We start from the raw sequence: 16135 nt of genomic DNA on the forward strand, positions 1-16135 counted from the left end.
CGACGGACTGACTTTACGCAAGCGAGAGAATCGTCTCGTTGACCGCCCGCTCCGTCTCGGGATCCAGCGCCGACGTCGCTTCGTCCAGGAACAGAATTCTCGGCTTGCGGATCAGCGCTCTGGCGAGCGCGATACGCTGCCGTTGACCGCCGGACAGATTGTCTCCCCGGTCGTGAATTTCGGTATCGTACCCCTGCCGAAAACCGGCGATCGCCTCATGAATGCCCGCCGCGCGGGCGGCCTCCTCGATCTCCCGGTCGTCCGCGTCGGGCTTGCCGATCCGGATGTTGTCGCGAACGGTTCCGCGAAGCAGGATCGAATCCTGGAACACGATGCCTACCTGGCTTAGCAAAGAGGCGTAGGCGACGTCGCGAATATTCTCGCCGTCGTACAGCACCGCGCCGCTCGACGGATCCTCGAACCGGAGCAGAAGCTGAAGTACCGTGCTCTTGCCCGATCCGCTCGCGCCGACGATCGTCGTATAGCCGGTCGCCGGAATGGCGAGATCCAGCTGCCTCAGCACCGGCTCGCCGGGAATGTAAGCGAACGACACGCCGCTCAGCGCGATCTCCCGCCGTACCTCGGGAAGTTCGCGGGTTCCGCGTTCCTCCACGTCGGGCCGCCAATCCAGCGCCTCTTGCAGCCGCCGGAAGCCGGCCTGCGAAGACAAGACGGAAGGCAGCAGCCCCGTGACGCCGAACAGCGATTGACCTACCGTGATAAAGATCGAATTGTAAGCGATAAACGTGCCGATCGAGAGCCGGCCGTCGAAAGTGAGGTAGCTGCCGTAAGAGAGAACGACGGCGCCGATGATCGAGATCGCGAGCAGCGGGAGACGATTCAAGTTCGCGTTGACGAAACTCCTGCGCACGCCGATCGACAGCATGGACCGAAGATGGTTCTCCACCCGGGTCAGCATGGTTTGCCTCAGATCAAAGGCGCGTACGACCTTGTAGCTTTTGATATTCTCATCGATGGCGCCTGTAAAAAGCCCCAAATGGTTCAGGTATGCCTCGTTCAAATGGAGCGATCTCTTCTTGAGCAACCGGTAAGGCAGGAACAGCAGCGCCGCGCCTCCGATGACGATCAGCGTCAGGCGCCATTCGGTCGCGAACAGGAACGTCAATCCGACGATCACGCTTAGAACCGATACCAATCCCGAAGATAGCGTCTGGATCGCGGCAAGCTGAATACTCGGAATATCCTCCGTATATCTCGCGAGAAGATCGCCCAGGCGAAAACGCTCGTAGAATCGGTGCGACTGCATCTGCATGTGCTTGAACAATTTGATGCGATAATCGAATACCAGCTTGCTCCCGAGCTTCGACTTGGCGTAATCGCCGGCAATGCCGAAGAGGACGTTCAGAAGTCCGATCAGCAGCAGCGCCCCGACGATGATGGCCAGAACCGATGCATCCTTGGGGATCAAGGCTTTGTCGATCAAGTATTTGTAGCTGAGCGCGGACAGGTAGTGGAAGATGAGCTCGAATAGTCCGCCTAAGGCAATAAGAGAGAATAAGTAAGGAGACGAACGTATGTAAGCGGCAATCGTCTTGAATAACATCCACCCGACTCCTTTATCCGTATCCGAGTCCAACCATCTCCATTCTACCTGCGGAATCTGCCGGCAAACTGAAATGAAAACGCTTCATGTTAGGTTTGGATGTCGAAAAAAAAGCCCGTTGAAAAACGTGTCCGCCCCCTCAACACGTGTTGTAAAAAAAGAAACACTCGGCAACTCTTCAACTGTTCCATAAATGGACCTACGCCACGGAATGCGCAATTGCTCCTATTTCTTGCATTGCATTTCCGTCAACGCTTCCTCAACGGACTTGCACTTCTCTCAACACTTCAACATATGCTATTTCGAAAAAAGGCTAGGCGGTGATCCATCAAATGATCCAATTCCTTTTACAAGAAGAGGTGAACGGCATGTATTATTGCATCGTTTGTTCAAAAATACACCCTCATAGGTATACCTGCGGAAAGGTATTTAAGAAAGGCGTGTATATCGAGCCCGGGACTGGAGCAAGAATTCCTTTTGGGATGTGTGACAGGTGTGATGGAGAAGACGGCGGAGGACAAGATAGCATGATACAAACCATTAATAAAGATGACTCCTCATTGGCAAACGTAAAGAAATGGTTGCCCATCTATGATTATTTTGCGGAGTCTCATCGTCGGGTCCTCTAAAACAGGTATGATAAGCGATGTATAGACAAAGCCTCTGCTGACTCCTGCAGATTCAACAAAGCATTCCGGCTCTGGTTACGAAAAAATCCACAACCGCAATCGGTTGTGGATTTTCAGTATAGAGGCGAACCCTGTCACTGCAAACTCGGCCATTTCGTACGATCCTCGAGCGCCTTATTCCTTCACCGCCCCTAGCGTAATGCCGGACACGAAGTACTTTTGCAGGAACGGATAAACGACGAGCATCGGCACCATGGCGATAAACACTTTGGCGGCGTTGAGCGTTCGGTTGGACAGCTCGGACAGCTTCTTATACTGTTCGGGGGTGAGGGAGGTGCCGACCGGGATGTTGACGACCAACTGCTGGATATAGGTTTGCAGCGGGTATTTATCGGACGTGTTCATGAGCACCAGGCCGTTGAAGAACTCGTTCCAGTGATACACGCTGATGAACAGCGCTACCGCCGCAAGCACGGGGATCGAGCAGGGAATATAGACGCGAAACAAGATGGACCAAGGGCCGGCGCCGTCCACGATGGCCGCTTCGTTCAGGTCCTTCGGAAGATTGCGGAAGAAGTTCATGATCAAGATGACGTTGAAAATCGGGACGCCGCCGCCAAGTACCAGCGCCCAGATGGTGTTGATCAAATGATATTGTTGGATGGTGAGATACCATGGAATCAAGCCTCCGTTAAAGAGCATGCAGAAGACAAGGATCCACATGAACGTATTGCGCAATTTGAATTCTCTTCGGGGTCTAGCCAGCGGATAGGCCATCAGAACGGTGACGAGCATGGAGACGGCCGTCCCCAGTACGGTACGTTGGATGGAAATCCAGAAGGAATTGAAGAACAGTCTGTCGCTAATAATTTCTTTGTAGGGAGTCAAGGAGAAGCCGATCGGATAGAAAGTCACCAAGCCTGCATTTGCGGCCGATTTGTTGGAGATGGATACGCAGAGGGTGTACCATAGCGGGTACAAGCAGCTCAGCAGCAGCAAGGCTTGGAGGACCACGTTGGCCGTATCGAACGTCCTTGAGCCTATCGTTTTATTGCGAACCAAGGCGGATCCCCCCTTTAGAACACCGTATAATCGGCAAATCGATACGCCAGCCGGTAGGAGATGAAAATGAGCACAAAGCTGATGACCGACTTGAACAATCCCGCAGCCGTCGCGAGCGAGAATTGAAGATTCTGCAATCCAAGCCGGTAAACCCATGTATCGAGAATATCGCCCGTCGAGTACACCAGCGGGTTGTACAGATTGTAGACCTGATCGAATCCCGCGTTCAGCACGTTGCCGAGGCTTAACACGCCAAGCAGCACAACGGTCGTCGACAGTGCCGGAAGGGTCACGTTCCGAATGAGCTGCCAACGATTCGCTCCATCGATGGCGGCCGCTTCATACAGATTCAGGTTGACGCCGGTCAGCGCCGCGAGATAGATGATGGCGTTGTAACCGAACTCCTTCCACACGTCGGTGCCGATGATCAGCTGTCGAAAGATTCCCGCGTCCGCCATAAACAGCTTAGGATGCCCCCCGAATGCCTGAACGACCGTATTCGCGACGCCGTAATAGCCGAAAATGCCGATCACGATCGTCGCCATAATGACCCAGGACAAAAAGTGCGGCAAGTACACGATCGTCTGAACCATTTTTTTGAAACGCAAGTGGGTCAGCTCGTTGAGCAAAATGGCAAAGATGAGCGGCACTAATAAATTGAAAACGATCTTGCCGACCGCGATAATAAACGTGTTGAGGATCACCGCCCTGCTGTCGCTCAGTTGGAACATATATTTAAAATTATCCAGCCCGACCCACTCGGAACGGAATAAGCCTTGTCCCGGATTATAATTTTCGAACGCCATAATAATGCCGAACATCGGCACGATGCTGAACAAGATAAGCCAGATCATGCCGGGAAGCAGCATCAAATAATAATGCTTTTGAAGACCCATTTTCCTCATCACGGTTGCCCCCAATCTTCAGAGACTTCTAAACTTGCAAAAGGCATTGAACCCGCCAACGCCTTTTGCAAGTTTCACGCGTTACTTTTTAAGGAGTTCCGCCACTTCCTTGGCGATCTCCTCTCCGCCCTGCGCCTTCCAGTTTTTCACGAAGGTGTCGAACGAATCGATGGACGCTTGACCCAGGATGATTTTCAGGACGGTCTCATCCTCCAGCTTCTTCAAATTCGCCCACTTGGTCTCCATGGTCGGCGTCTGGTTGTAAGTGATGCTATACACTTTCTTATCGATCGGTGTGGTGGTAAACGGACGGTCGCCGATCAGGAGCGAGTACATCCGCTGGAAGTCGCCGAAGTTGGTCATGTTGAAGTTGCTGACATTCAAGTTGTCGTAAGGAGCTTTAACGACGCTTTGCACTTTTTTCGCATCCGAATACATCAACTTGTACAAGCTGTTCGGCTTATTGTAATCTTCGGGCTTGGTCTCGCCTTTCAACACTTTGAGTAGTTCGGTATACTCGTATTCCGTCTCATTGGCCGCCGCCATGACGTTGCGGAGCGGATACCAGCCCACGGCGACGGATAAGTCGAACGTGGATTCGTCGCGGACAAGCGCGTTGTTCATAATGAGAATGGCTTTGACCACGTCCGGCTTCGCGTTTTTGCTGATCAGGGTATAGGTGCTCCCCGTGGTCTTCATATGCGTGTTCCATTTGCCGTCGTCCGAATAAACCGGATATGCCTGCCAGTTGGCGGTCGGATCGTTCTTGAAGGAGTCGCCGTTGCCGTATCCGCCGTTCCACCACGGGCCGAAGAAGATGCCCGCCTGGTTCGCATTGATCGGATCGCCTACGTTGTCGCGGGTGCCGACCTCCGGATCGATGAGTCCCTTCTTGTACCAATCGGCCAGCAAAGCCAACGTCTTCTTCGTATTGTCCGTAAGGGTTCCGTAGGTGGCCGTGCCGTCTCCGTTGTCCAGCCAATAGCCCGGATAAGCGTCCATGGCGCCGAAGACCGGATCGAATCCGCCCATATTGTTGGAAGACACGAGGAACGTCGCGTAAGGGAACGTATTCTTGGACGGGCCGGCGATGCCGACCATATTGGGCCCGCCCAGTTTGTTGTCGACGAAAGCTTTCGCGGTCTTCTCGATATCGCTCACCGTCTTGGGTACCGGCAGATTCAGCTTGTCGAGCCAATCCTTGCGGATCCACATGATGTGAACGCCATCGGTATCGACCGTGATATTGGGGAGCGACACCATTTTGCCTTTATAGCTCGCGTTCTCCATCGCGCGTCCTTGCGTGCTATCCATGATTTCTTTGACCTGGGAAGAGGAGTACTGCTTGAACAGGTCGGTGATGTCGTAGAGCAATCCCGAGCTGGCGGCCTTCGTCATGAAGGAGCGGTCGTCGACGACCATGCCGTCCGGCAGCTTGCCCGATGCGATGGAGAGACTGACTTTTTGCTTATAATCGTTGCCTGTCGCCGCCGTCCAATCCACGATCACGTTGATGTTGTACTTTTCCTTCAGATAGCGCGTGTACTGGTTGTTGTTGACGCTGTCGCCCTGCGGCAGCGTTTTGTCCGTCGGATCCACCACCATGCCGACATGAACGTCGACGGGCTTCGGAAATTTGTAAAACGCTAGATCGTCTCCCGTAACTTGCGGCGAATTCTCGGATGAAGGCGCTTTCGTTTCATTGGATGAGTTGGAGGAAGAACAAGCTGCCATGCTGATCGCAAGCCCGGCTGCCAGCAGGACGCTGGCCGTCTTTCTTTTCAATCGAATCCCTCCCTTTGATCTGCTCACCACCATTGTACCTTGGGGACCGATCCCGGAAGTCGGAAGGATGTATCGTGTTGAGCGGATTGTTCATGGACCCAGGCGGGTATTTGTTCGATCCGCAGCGAACATTAGTCCCCCCTGTGGAATTGGGCGCGGAATTCGGAGGGATGAAGCCGATTCTGTTCATAGAAAAGGTGCGAGAAATACTTCGAGTCGCCGTACCCGACCGCATTGGCCACCCATGCCACCGAACGATCGGTCTCGCATAAGAGCCGCTCGGCGGTACGGATCCGCTCTTGCCTCAAATAATCGTTAAACGTGGATCCGGTCAGCTTTTTGAAGATTTGGCAAAAGTAGCTTCGGCTCATGTTCACATGCTCGGCGACGTCCTCGGCATGCAGCGGTCTCGCCGCTTGCTCGCCAATGTAGAGCACGGCCTTGAGGATGCAGATCGCCGTGGCCGTTAGATCGGTCGATCTGGCGACCTGCGTGTAGATCCGCTTCCGGTATTGACGAATCCGCTCTATCGCCGACCGGATGTCTTCCGCTTCCGGCCTGAACTCCACCTCTAGCGGGATGGCGGTCTCTACCTGCGAGATCACGCGCAGGAACAGCCCCTCCAGACGCCGTACGGGCGTATTCGACGCTTCGGTTTGCCTGCACAAGCGCTCAAAGACGACTTTATTATAGAGCCAGTATGGCGAACGCCAGTCTTGCTCAAGCTTCCGCCACTCATCTTCCTCCGGGGAAGGAGCATTCTTCTCCATCTTCTCCGTCGTTAGAGCGGTTGGGGAGCGCTGCGCGGATGGGGGCTTCGGGATGGGATGTTCAAGTTCGTTCGCCAGCTTTTGCCGGATGCGCTCCAGGATCTGCTCGTTGTCTTCCAGCTCCATTCGCGCTTTGGAAATATAATCGAGAACGCCCATCCGATATGCGGCCTGCACATGTTCGAATTCTTCGTGAAACGTAAGCACGACGAAACGCAAGCTCGGGAACTTTTTACGCGCCGCCTGGATCAGCTCCAATCCCGACATCACGGGCATGGAGAGGTCGACGAACAGGAGATCTACGGCATGTTGGTCCAAGTACTCCAGCGCTTTGGCGCCATTCGCCGCTTCTCCGGCGACGGTCATGTCGTGTGCGGACCAGGGCATGATGGAAATCAAGCCTTTGCGCGCGAGCTTATCGTCATCGACAATCAAGACGCGGATCACATCGGATTCTCCTTTCCATAGGGAAGATGCATCGTAACCGTCGTGCCTTGGCGCGGCGTGCTGTCGATGTGCAGGCGCGCTCTGTCCCCGTAAAAGGATTGCAGCATCGATCGGACATAACGCAAGCCGATCCCCCGGCCCATCTGCCGCGGATCGGGCGTTTCCCGCTGCAGCAACGCCAGCATCTCCCGGCTCAGTCCTTTGCCGTCGTCGCGAATCACGATTCGGGCGATTTGAGCCGTATCATCGGGCGAGATGCTGATATCCAGCTTGCCGTGTTCGTCAAGACCGTGACAGACCGCATTCTCTACGATAGGCTGCAGGATGAATCGGGCGACCGGGCAATCGAGATAGCTGCCTTCTACCAGATCCAGCTTCACTTCAAAGTCGTACCGCATTTGCTGCAGATCCAGATAGGCGCGCATGACCTTGGTTTCCGTCCGGAGGGTCGCCGTCTCCTGGGATTTCCCTAAATTGTAGTGGAGCAAAAAAATCAACGAGGATACGAACTTGTCAATATCCGCCTGTTGATGCATGACCGCTAGCCATCGCACCGAGTTCAGCGCGTTCATCAGAAAATGAGGGTTGATCTGGTAGGCGAGCTTCTCGATTTCCAACTGATGCCGCCGCTTTTCCTTTTGTTCCACGTCGACGATCAATTGCTGAATTTGCTGCTTCATTTTATCGAATTGGTCGAACAGCCTGTCAAACTCGGAAATGCCCGTGCGATAGGGCATGGCGTCCATATGTCCCTGACCGAGCGCCTCCATTTCCGATTCGAACATGCGCAGCGGCCGGTTGATCAGACGCAGCAGCAGCAAAGCGATCGAGAACATCACCATAAGGGCGATGCCGAGGATCAGAACCATATGGTTTTTCCAAGCGTACAGTTCATGATTATAGCTGGCGACGGGAAGAAGGAGGGTCATGCCGTAACCGTAATCGCTCTCCGCCCGGTTCCATAGATAACCGTCCGTGGTGCCCGAGGTGCCGTTCAAGATCAGGTTCCGGCCGGGAGAAAAGATCCCCTGGTTGCTGCTGTATTGTACCTCCCCCTCTCGGTTGGTCAAGACCAGCACATACGGCATATTCACGCTGCGGGACAGGGCGTCGATGTCCGTCGCGATATCGGATTTGGCTTCGACGTAAATGACTTTTCGCGAACCGTCCGAGAAAGCGATTTCACGAGTGACCGAAACGACTTGGTCATCGCTGAACCTGCACAGCGACAGATGAGGCGGCTGATACTGGATGTCCGCGTAGCCGGCCACGTTGAGCAAGGATCCCATCTTAAAATCTTCGCGGAGCGGCAGATTCGAATATGCGGCTTGCTTGTCTGCGGGGCTATAGTACATTGCCAGCTCCATGGCCGGGTTCGAAAACGTGATCAGCCCGATATTGTAGGAGATGTTGAGCTTCAGAAGATAGCGGCTGTAGGAATCGCCGGTCGAGGAATACGATTCCATCAAGTGGCCGACGTTGCCTTCCGGCGTCATTTGCTGCGTAACCTGGAGCAGATTGTTATAGATTTGCGCAAGCTTCATGGATTGCTGGTACAAATCGAAAGACATGGAGGTTTTGATTTTGTTCTGCTGCATCGTGTTGATGGCGTTGTACGAGACCGCCGCCATTAACACGGAGCAGCCCAGAATACCCGCCGTCAGGAAAACCACGATTCTTTTGCGGAGCGAGGAAATGCCGAAAGCGTTGAGCGACAATCTGTGGAGATCGGTCATGAGATGCCTGGCCTTTGCCGTCCAAGAATCCATCAATCGATTGCCGCGCACGCCCACCACCCCACGGTTGAAGTACCTTTGATGACGCAAGCGGTCACTCTCTATTCATCTTACGTTTCACTGCAAACAGTATTCGGCACGAAATTGGAGATCTCCTGCCGGGGGTGGGGGATTGGGGACGTTTATCGTAATGTCGACATTTAAAGGGTCTCCAATCCGCATGGATGAGGGAATGGTACCGACTATTTTCTAACCACTCGCTGAATTGAAACGAAACAAAGACGTCCCTTATTCCAATTTTGGAGTAAGGGACGTCTTGTTTGTCATGCGAGTTTTGGAGTTCTAACCATGTTAATGCTGCCGCGGAGATGCCTTGGACTATGCTGGCAATAACGCCGCCCATACTAGTCAAGATATAGTCGGCCGCCGTTTGTTGCCACTATGATTCGGATGCTCCATACCTACATAATACATCATAAACGTCTTTAGATCCGGATGCTTTCTCTGGAACGGTAGCCCCTGCTTCTATTAATGCTGCCACCACCGCGGCATGAGTTCCTTGCCGGCGAGCAGGACAATGTATGGAACCATGAACAGTGCTATCCAACGGCGTCCCTCCATATTCGTTTCGTTCTGTAAGCGAAGCGCCATGCGAAGTCAGCACACGGACCGTTTCGATATGTCCAAACCACCCCGCGATATGCAGTGCGGTTCCTTCTTCTTTCTTTATCGAACGATCAAAGCCTATTTCCAGCATCAGATTCACGGACTCGGCCTTATTCAGCTCCGCAAATTCCAGAAGCATGATCCTGTCATTAAAAGTTAGAGATGAAAAAGCGGCCGGTTCATCCTTTATGATTTTTAACGCTTCATCTTTGTTCGCAGTGGCGTACGCTCCAATAAGAGAGTCGATCCTATCGATATCCGTTGATGCACCGTGTATGCGCAGGATGTCGACAAGATCGGTCCGTCCATAGCGCACAGCCAACATATAAGGCGTTTTACCGTCAGGTCTGTGTGCATTCACCTCCGCGCCGAATTTAATCAAGAGCTCGATAGCCGAAGGTGACCGCCCCCGAATTACGGCCCAATGGAGGGAAGTACCATGATCCCCCAATGTCTGGTTCGGATCCGTCCCATGTTCCATAAACCACTTCACACCGAAGTAATCATCAAAATCAAGCTTCCGGAATAATGCGGGGGTAGCATTTAGATTTACACCATACTGGTATAACAAATCCAAGCAATCATGACTTGGTAATTCCGCCGCATGATACAAGGACTCCCCATCATTCGGATCGGCTCCTGCTTCAAGCAAAACCTTGGCTACTGCCGCATTCCCAGCTATTCCTACCGTACCGTATAACGCACTGAGCTTGCGTTTAAAAAAATCATCTTTTTGAATATAGAAAGCATTAGCATTTGCTCCATGCTCAAGCAGCAACTTGGCCGTCTGAACGAACCGTTCGTTGTTAGGAGGATTTTTTAAAAAACAGGAGAAGCATTAATAAAGCAATGGCTCCCAGCCTTCCGGACCTCCCGATTTGGCAGCGAGCGTGCGATCCCGCATCAACATATCGCAAACGATTTCGGCTTCCCCTAATGCCGAGGCAGCATAGATGCTTAATTGAGGGATGTCTTTATTGGCGGTCAAAATGGTCCTCGCTTTTTCCCCATTTCCGTTAATGACTGCAATTAGAAACTCATGCAGCCAGTCTTTGTTAGCTTCCATTTCAATCAATCCGATTATTTTTTTAATCTTTTCAGAATAACCTTCCTCTCCGTACTCGGCTACTCTTTCAGCTTCTTTTATAGCCTGGACGACACGCTGCATGTGCGCGATTTTCTCCTCCATCCATTCCCGCTGCATGGTAAGGAGCGCATTTACATTCGTGTCTTGCATCCGCATGATGCTTATAATCTGTTCAAGCGAAAATCCAATAAACTTTAGCGTCACAATTTGCTGTAGCTTAACAAGATCGTCATCGGTATAATGACGTTGGCCTGAATGGGATATTGCACTGGGCTTTAATAATCCGATGCGGTCATAATAACGTAACGTACGGGCTGTAACTCCTGACATCTCCGCAAACTGGCCGGTGCGATAATACATGATTCCATCCTTCACGACTAAATCACCACCGTCCTTGCCGTCAGCTCATTTACCTTCAAGATAACCATAACAGTTGACGTAACGTCAAAGACAAGTATGTTTATCAAATAAAATTTGACGGCTATACCTTGGATGTTACCGAAATAAGTAATATCGTTAACCTTCATACGACAAAGGAGTCGGTGAGGGGTTCATCTCACCGACTCCTTCGTTCAGTCGCTTCAATCGTTAATTTTGGGTGAGGCGCTCCCCCCACTATCCTGTTACCGCTCACGCTCTTTGTCGGTGCAATATTCACTGTCAATGACGTGAGCGTTTGTATGTCAGGCACGTTATGTAGGCGAGAAGCGTTACGCCAATCATCCCAGATTTTTCAGTCAAGTCTAGCAGGGGCACCCGGCCGGGGCGTTGGTCGTCGACGAAATGAATTTGACCAGCGCGGAATCGTGCATTTGTTCTTACTGATTTTTGCTTTGTTCCTTCACGCTTGTGTCTCCTTCACGTTTTCGAAATATCTATGATATACTGTAGTTAGCTAATAGCAGGATGGTGCGGCCAGCACCATCCCACGCAACGAACTTGGGTGGAATCCCTCCAATTGAATTACTTGTCGAAGTAACCCGTCAGGCCGTCAACCTGTGGCGGGTTACTTTCGTTTTTCGATGTAGGTTAAAAGTGCGATCAGAAAACTACCGAACGCAATCAAAACCATTATCGATTGGAAAGTATCCATAGGCACCACTCCTTTCCGGAGGGGCCTTCACCACAAGCTGGTTGCTCATTAATATACCATTTATAGGATGATTTTGTCGGGTTGTAGGGCAACAATCTACAGATGTTTAAGTACTCGAGCGTTTCGTTTAGACCCTTTCTGTCGATGTAAGAAGCGAACGTTTTCTGATATGTAAGGAAGAACCATCCATCAAGATTCGTATTCGTCATCCTCATCGAAGAAGTCGCCGTATTGATCAGGTGCCTCTCCTTTCGAATCCAGTAAAACAGGGAGCCTCGTCCCGCTCAAGTCTCCATCCTCCAAATATTGAACGATAAATCTCCATTCATCACCATAGTCGAATAACAGCAGCATCTTTTGTTTGGGTGTATGGAACACTTTACTAACTTTAGCTTTCTTCACACCCGGGAAATTCATCTTTTCGCCCATATCGGCAAATAGCTCGTATCCTTTCTCAGAGCGAGTCCAGTTTCTCAAGTTGTCATAAAATCCGAACGAATGATCCAGATCAAAATCAAACACTGATAACGCAGTAGCCGCCAGATCGTACAAACTCGCATTCTCTTGAACGGCGATTTTGCGGTACGGTTTTCCGCGAACTGCTCCGTACCAATCCGTCAAAGTGATCTTATAAATTTTTGCCATAAATGTTCAACCCCCTACCGATTTGATTCTTCAGGATATAAGGCTTCCACTCTTAAACTCCTTATCACAATAACATAACAAAACTCGACCGGATAAACATCCGAATCGAGTTATTTTAAGCGCAACCCGATCGAAAGCCGAATCAAGGGAATTTGCTCCTCTTAATAATTAGCGGGGATGCAGCAATATGCGTTCTCGCTTATTTTTATCTCATTCGCGCAATTCCGACGGTGTAGGTTTTTCATTGGTTACGAGAAGGTGTATGAGATCAATTTAAGCTAATAAGGTCCCTTTTTATGTAATGTTGATTAAATTAAGTGGTTTCTCTCTTTATTTCTTTAAAAGGTTGTGTTCCGCTTTTAGTTATCCAATTTTAGGGGTATACTAGTGGGTGAAAGGCATTTTAGTAGACATGGATTCTTCTTATCCTAGGGGTGATAACTTGAAACTTAGAGTTAAAGATGTCTTTATTGCTGGCGCCCTCCCGATTCACACCTACATTTTTCGCAAATCGGAATTTGGTCTCACCTATGAATTTCGTCTTCAGAATGTGATCGATATGGTTGGCTTTCTGACTTCAATTGTAGGTCCATCGAAAACTGGTAAAACCGTATTGTGTGACAAAGTAATCGGCCAAAATCATTACGTTGACTTTATTGGAAATGACTTCAAAGACACGGAGGACTTTTGGGTAACGATCGCTAATAGAGTTGGCATTTCGCTCGAGCGTGATCATACGGAAATACGGAAGATTGAAGGCCAAGGACTCGCTGGGACGAAAGAAGAGATCACAACTTCTATAACCGAGTCTTTTCATTCCAACAAAGATAAAGTTATTCAATATTTTATTAATAATGATTTGGTCTTGTTACTGGATGATTTCCATTACGCTTCGTCGGAAAAGCAGCTTGAAATTGCCTACCAGCTCAAAGATGCGATTCGCAAGGGGTTTCGAACCATCATCATATCCCTTCCCCATCGTTCCGACGATGCCATTCGGAAAAATACTGATCTAGGCGGGAGATTAAACCTGATTAATATCGAACCTTGGAATAAAGATGAGCTGCGCGAAATCGCTGTCGCAGGTTTTGGCAAACTTGATATGGAAATTGATCTTACGATCGCTGATAACATTGCACAAGAGAGTTTATCTTCCCCGCAGCTCATGCAATCCATCTGTTATAACCTTGGCATGTTACTTAATATCGACAATACAGCTACTCCAGTCATGCCTGATCAAGGTCTCCTAGTCAAAGCGTACAGAATGACCTCCTTAAACCTTCTAGCTTATCAAGAGGTCGCTAGGAAGCTGAAGACGGGGCCGAATCCACGGGGTCAAAAACGAAAAACCTATATGACTATAAAAAAAGAAGAAGTCGATATTTATGAATTGCTTCTAAAAGCGATTGCTGAGGATCCACCAACTGTCAGTCTCTCCACCGACTCCATCAAACGAAGAATCGATGTGCTTCTAGGAGATGCTGCCGATAAGCCTGATCGTGTGAAAATCAAAACCGCCATTGATCAGGTGCAGTCGATTATTCAGAGCAGCGAACCGGTGTATCAGGTATTCGAGTATAAGGACGATGAGGTCTACATTCTAGAGCCACTATTTCTGTTTTATTTGCGCTGGGGTATTCTTTAACTGAATCGGAGGGAGGTATTTTCCTGGCTACAATTAGCGAAGACAAAACGAAAACCATAACAGCGATTCAAGTACAGATACAACGATTCCCACAGTGGACACAGATGACGCCAACTCAATACAGTGGTTGGATTAATACCACCAGCCGTGTTTTAGAGCGCTTCTTTTCCGACCAGTCCATAGCACAGAAATTTGTATTGGTTACGAAAGAAGATATGGCCAATGCACTATCCTACCTACAGGACTTGATTACGGATATTAATACTGGGTTGTTTGATCCGGCCGGGCCTCTTAATGCAATCGATGAAGCACACTTTCATCTCATCATTCGCAGAATCCTTGAAAATTTTGATAAGCATATCTATGAAATGTATCAAAAACCCGTACACGGCAATGGGACTTTAAAGCCAGAGGATCTCGCCGAAATTACTCTTGGCAATGAGTACGATGTGCAGCGCATGCTCTATTCATTAATTCGTCCAATTTTCCCTGAGTCCAGAGTTGAAGTAACAAATGACGGAGGATACAAAGGCTATCGTTATGACATATTTATCGACTTCTACGAAACGGTAATCGAAGTCAAATGTTCTCGTCCAAAAATGGCCGAGAGAACACTCACAGAAGAAATTGGATCAGACTCGTATCATTACCTGGCAAAGCACATTTATTTCTTTATCTACGATAAAGAAAAAATCATCTCAAATGTTGACGCGTTCAGCAAAAACTATAGCAAGACTTACGATACCAAACAGATTAAAACGGTTGTAATCCAACCAGTAAGTGTAATATGAGAAACAGCCCATGCCATTGAAAGGTCGAGGCTGTTTCTCCCGAAATCAAGAATTTCATTAAACCTCTCTTTAAGAACCCGAACTATCATAAAGATATCTCCGAAGAAGGAGGACCTGTACTCCAGTTGAGTTCTCATATAAGTACGCATTAAGCGCCCGTACAGTTGAAGTTGGAGAGACGGACACTTCGCTAGATATGTCCGCCGGATGCGGAAAATATACCAGTCCAAATACGAGGCGCTGATGTCCGCGATTCAACGGTTCATGAACAACAAAGTCAGGGTACTGGGACAAAATGTCGAACTGCATCTTTTATTGAAGCTGAACGCCGATTGCGACGAAACCGCTCTGCTGAGAGAAGTATGGTCAGCAGGCATCATGGTCGGGTCGGTAACCGAACACTGGTCAGGCTTGAAGAATACTTATGCGGACACCTTCATCCTCGGATTCGGGACTTTGACGGTCGAAGATTTGGAGGATGGAGTAGAGCGGCTGGCTGAAGCGTGGTTTGGTTCCGAATAGAGGGAGACCATCTTCGGGGTGCCTGCGAGCGGAGCGATGCAAGGATTATGTCGGAATCGAAGGGTCATCATCTTCGTCTGCGTATCGCATGAACGCTTCCAGATCGAATGGCACCTCCTCCGCGTCCCGCTCTTCAGCCTTCGGCCAGTCCCGTTCATCCTCGGATGAGACTGGGCCCTTCCCGCCTCGGGGAGGAGCTGTGCGATGAAGACTTTCCTGATCGGCAAACTGCTCCATCTCTTCCCACGTAATGCCATATGGAAACCCCCATTCCGTATATCCGGCTATGAAGGCATACGTCTCATCGGACCATTGAACAATGTGGCTAAGCTGCCCCTGCTCCTGGAGCCGCTGCCTCTTGTCTTTGCGGGCTTGCTTGGCCTTCACTGCGGCTTGCGCGCTAACCCTGGCATTCCGCACTGCCTCATCGGACAGCGGTACGCCCAGTATCCGAAGCTCCGCAATGGCCGTTTCTGCGTCAACCGCAAAATGCTTGCGGTAACCGCGGATGACATGATTCCCGTTGTATTTCTTAAGCCAGCCTGCCGCCGATTGAAGCCGGCCCTCCTTGTTCATTCGCTTGGACCGCGGCGTGTTGAGCTTCTTTTTTCTCTTCCTCATCTACTCCGTGCCCTTCCCGTTTAGCTGCGACTCTCTGCTACTTGTACAGATCAACTATATATTGATTCATGAGGATGAACAAGGCGGAGATCATCAAGAATCGTATGCGGGCATTTGGGGTATATTCGGTAATGGCAGCTAGCAAAGAGCAGTATACTTTTCTTCCA

Annotated in this window: 15 protein-coding genes; 4 read left to right on the forward strand and 11 right to left on the reverse strand. The window is 50.2% G+C overall.

The features are described 5' to 3' along the window. Positions 1 to 13: 13 nt before the first annotated feature. Positions 14 to 1564 carry an ABC transporter ATP-binding protein gene (locus H7C19_RS16240; protein ID WP_185143698.1) on the reverse strand — a complete coding sequence of 517 codons (1551 nt, stop codon included), beginning with the start codon at positions 1562 to 1564 and terminating at the stop codon, positions 14 to 16. A gap of 368 nt (positions 1565 to 1932) precedes the next feature. Here H7C19_RS16240 and H7C19_RS35715 point away from each other — a divergent pair, with 368 nt between their 5' ends. Then, on the forward strand, positions 1933 to 2193 hold the full coding sequence (locus H7C19_RS35715; protein ID WP_376775372.1) for a DUF3973 domain-containing protein: 261 nt from the start codon (positions 1933 to 1935) through the stop codon (positions 2191 to 2193). A 174-nt stretch (positions 2194 to 2367) separates the two neighbouring features. On the opposite strand, the gene H7C19_RS16250 is transcribed toward H7C19_RS35715, so the two are convergent. The 9 genes from H7C19_RS16250 to H7C19_RS16285 form a co-directional block, all read right to left on the reverse strand. Further along, a complete protein-coding gene (locus H7C19_RS16250) occupies positions 2368 to 3255 on the reverse strand; it encodes a carbohydrate ABC transporter permease (protein ID WP_185143700.1) in 888 nt (295 codons plus the stop codon). Positions 3256 to 3269: 14 nt separating this feature from the next. Continuing rightward, entirely contained in the window at positions 3270 to 4160 is an 891-nt protein-coding gene (locus tag H7C19_RS16255) for an ABC transporter permease (RefSeq protein WP_185143701.1), read from the reverse strand. Positions 4161 to 4241: 81 nt separating this feature from the next. Further along, positions 4242 to 5945, reverse strand: coding sequence for an extracellular solute-binding protein (locus tag H7C19_RS16260; RefSeq protein ID WP_185143702.1), 1704 nt, complete (start codon positions 5943 to 5945; stop codon positions 4242 to 4244). A 131-nt stretch (positions 5946 to 6076) separates the two neighbouring features. Next, positions 6077 to 7162, reverse strand: coding sequence for a response regulator (locus H7C19_RS16265; RefSeq protein ID WP_185143703.1), 1086 nt, complete (start codon positions 7160 to 7162; stop codon positions 6077 to 6079). Beyond that, positions 7159 to 8988: a sensor histidine kinase gene (locus H7C19_RS16270; protein WP_185143704.1), complete on the reverse strand. Its 1830-nt coding sequence runs from the start codon at positions 8986 to 8988 to the stop codon at positions 7159 to 7161. Before H7C19_RS16270 ends, H7C19_RS16265 begins: the two co-directional genes overlap by 4 nt. Positions 8989 to 9337: 349 nt before the next feature. Continuing rightward, complete coding sequence (locus H7C19_RS16275) at positions 9338 to 10342, reverse strand: ankyrin repeat domain-containing protein (protein WP_185143705.1); 1005 nt, start codon at positions 10340 to 10342, stop codon at positions 9338 to 9340. A gap of 60 nt (positions 10343 to 10402) precedes the next feature. Then, positions 10403 to 11011, reverse strand: a complete 609-nt coding sequence (locus tag H7C19_RS16280) for a MerR family transcriptional regulator (RefSeq protein ID WP_185143706.1) — start codon at positions 11009 to 11011, stop codon at positions 10403 to 10405. Between the two features lie 646 nt (positions 11012 to 11657). Further along, entirely contained in the window at positions 11658 to 11744 is an 87-nt protein-coding gene (locus H7C19_RS34335) for a putative holin-like toxin (RefSeq protein WP_219642490.1), read from the reverse strand. A 189-nt stretch (positions 11745 to 11933) separates the two neighbouring features. Continuing rightward, positions 11934 to 12389, reverse strand: coding sequence for an IS1096 element passenger TnpR family protein (locus H7C19_RS16285; RefSeq protein ID WP_185143707.1), 456 nt, complete (start codon positions 12387 to 12389; stop codon positions 11934 to 11936). A 391-nt stretch (positions 12390 to 12780) separates the two neighbouring features. Between H7C19_RS16285 and H7C19_RS16290 the strand changes: the two genes are divergently transcribed. The 3 genes from H7C19_RS16290 to H7C19_RS16300 all read left to right on the forward strand — a co-directional run bounded on the left by H7C19_RS16290 (position 12781) and on the right by H7C19_RS16300 (position 15347). Then, positions 12781 to 14034, forward strand: a complete 1254-nt coding sequence (locus H7C19_RS16290) for an AAA family ATPase (protein WP_313731704.1) — start codon at positions 12781 to 12783, stop codon at positions 14032 to 14034. 104 nt (positions 14035 to 14138) lie between these two features. Beyond that, a complete protein-coding gene (locus H7C19_RS16295; RefSeq protein ID WP_185143708.1) occupies positions 14139 to 14825 on the forward strand; it encodes a PD-(D/E)XK nuclease domain-containing protein in 687 nt (228 codons plus the stop codon). 264 nt (positions 14826 to 15089) lie between these two features. Then, positions 15090 to 15347 (forward strand): hypothetical protein, encoded by a 258-nt coding sequence (locus tag H7C19_RS16300; RefSeq protein WP_221469284.1) that lies wholly within the window; start codon positions 15090 to 15092, stop codon positions 15345 to 15347. 45 nt (positions 15348 to 15392) lie between these two features. Here H7C19_RS16300 and H7C19_RS16305 read toward each other — a convergent pair whose 3' ends face one another. Then, the gene (locus H7C19_RS16305) at positions 15393 to 15968 is read right to left on the reverse strand and encodes a hypothetical protein (RefSeq protein WP_185143710.1); all 576 of its coding nucleotides are present in this window, start codon (positions 15966 to 15968) and stop codon (positions 15393 to 15395) included. Between the last annotated feature and the right edge of the window lie 167 nt (positions 15969 to 16135).

It is taken from the genome of Cohnella nanjingensis (assembly GCF_014212125.1).
GTDB classification, from domain to species: domain Bacteria; phylum Bacillota; class Bacilli; order Paenibacillales; family Paenibacillaceae; genus Cohnella; species Cohnella nanjingensis.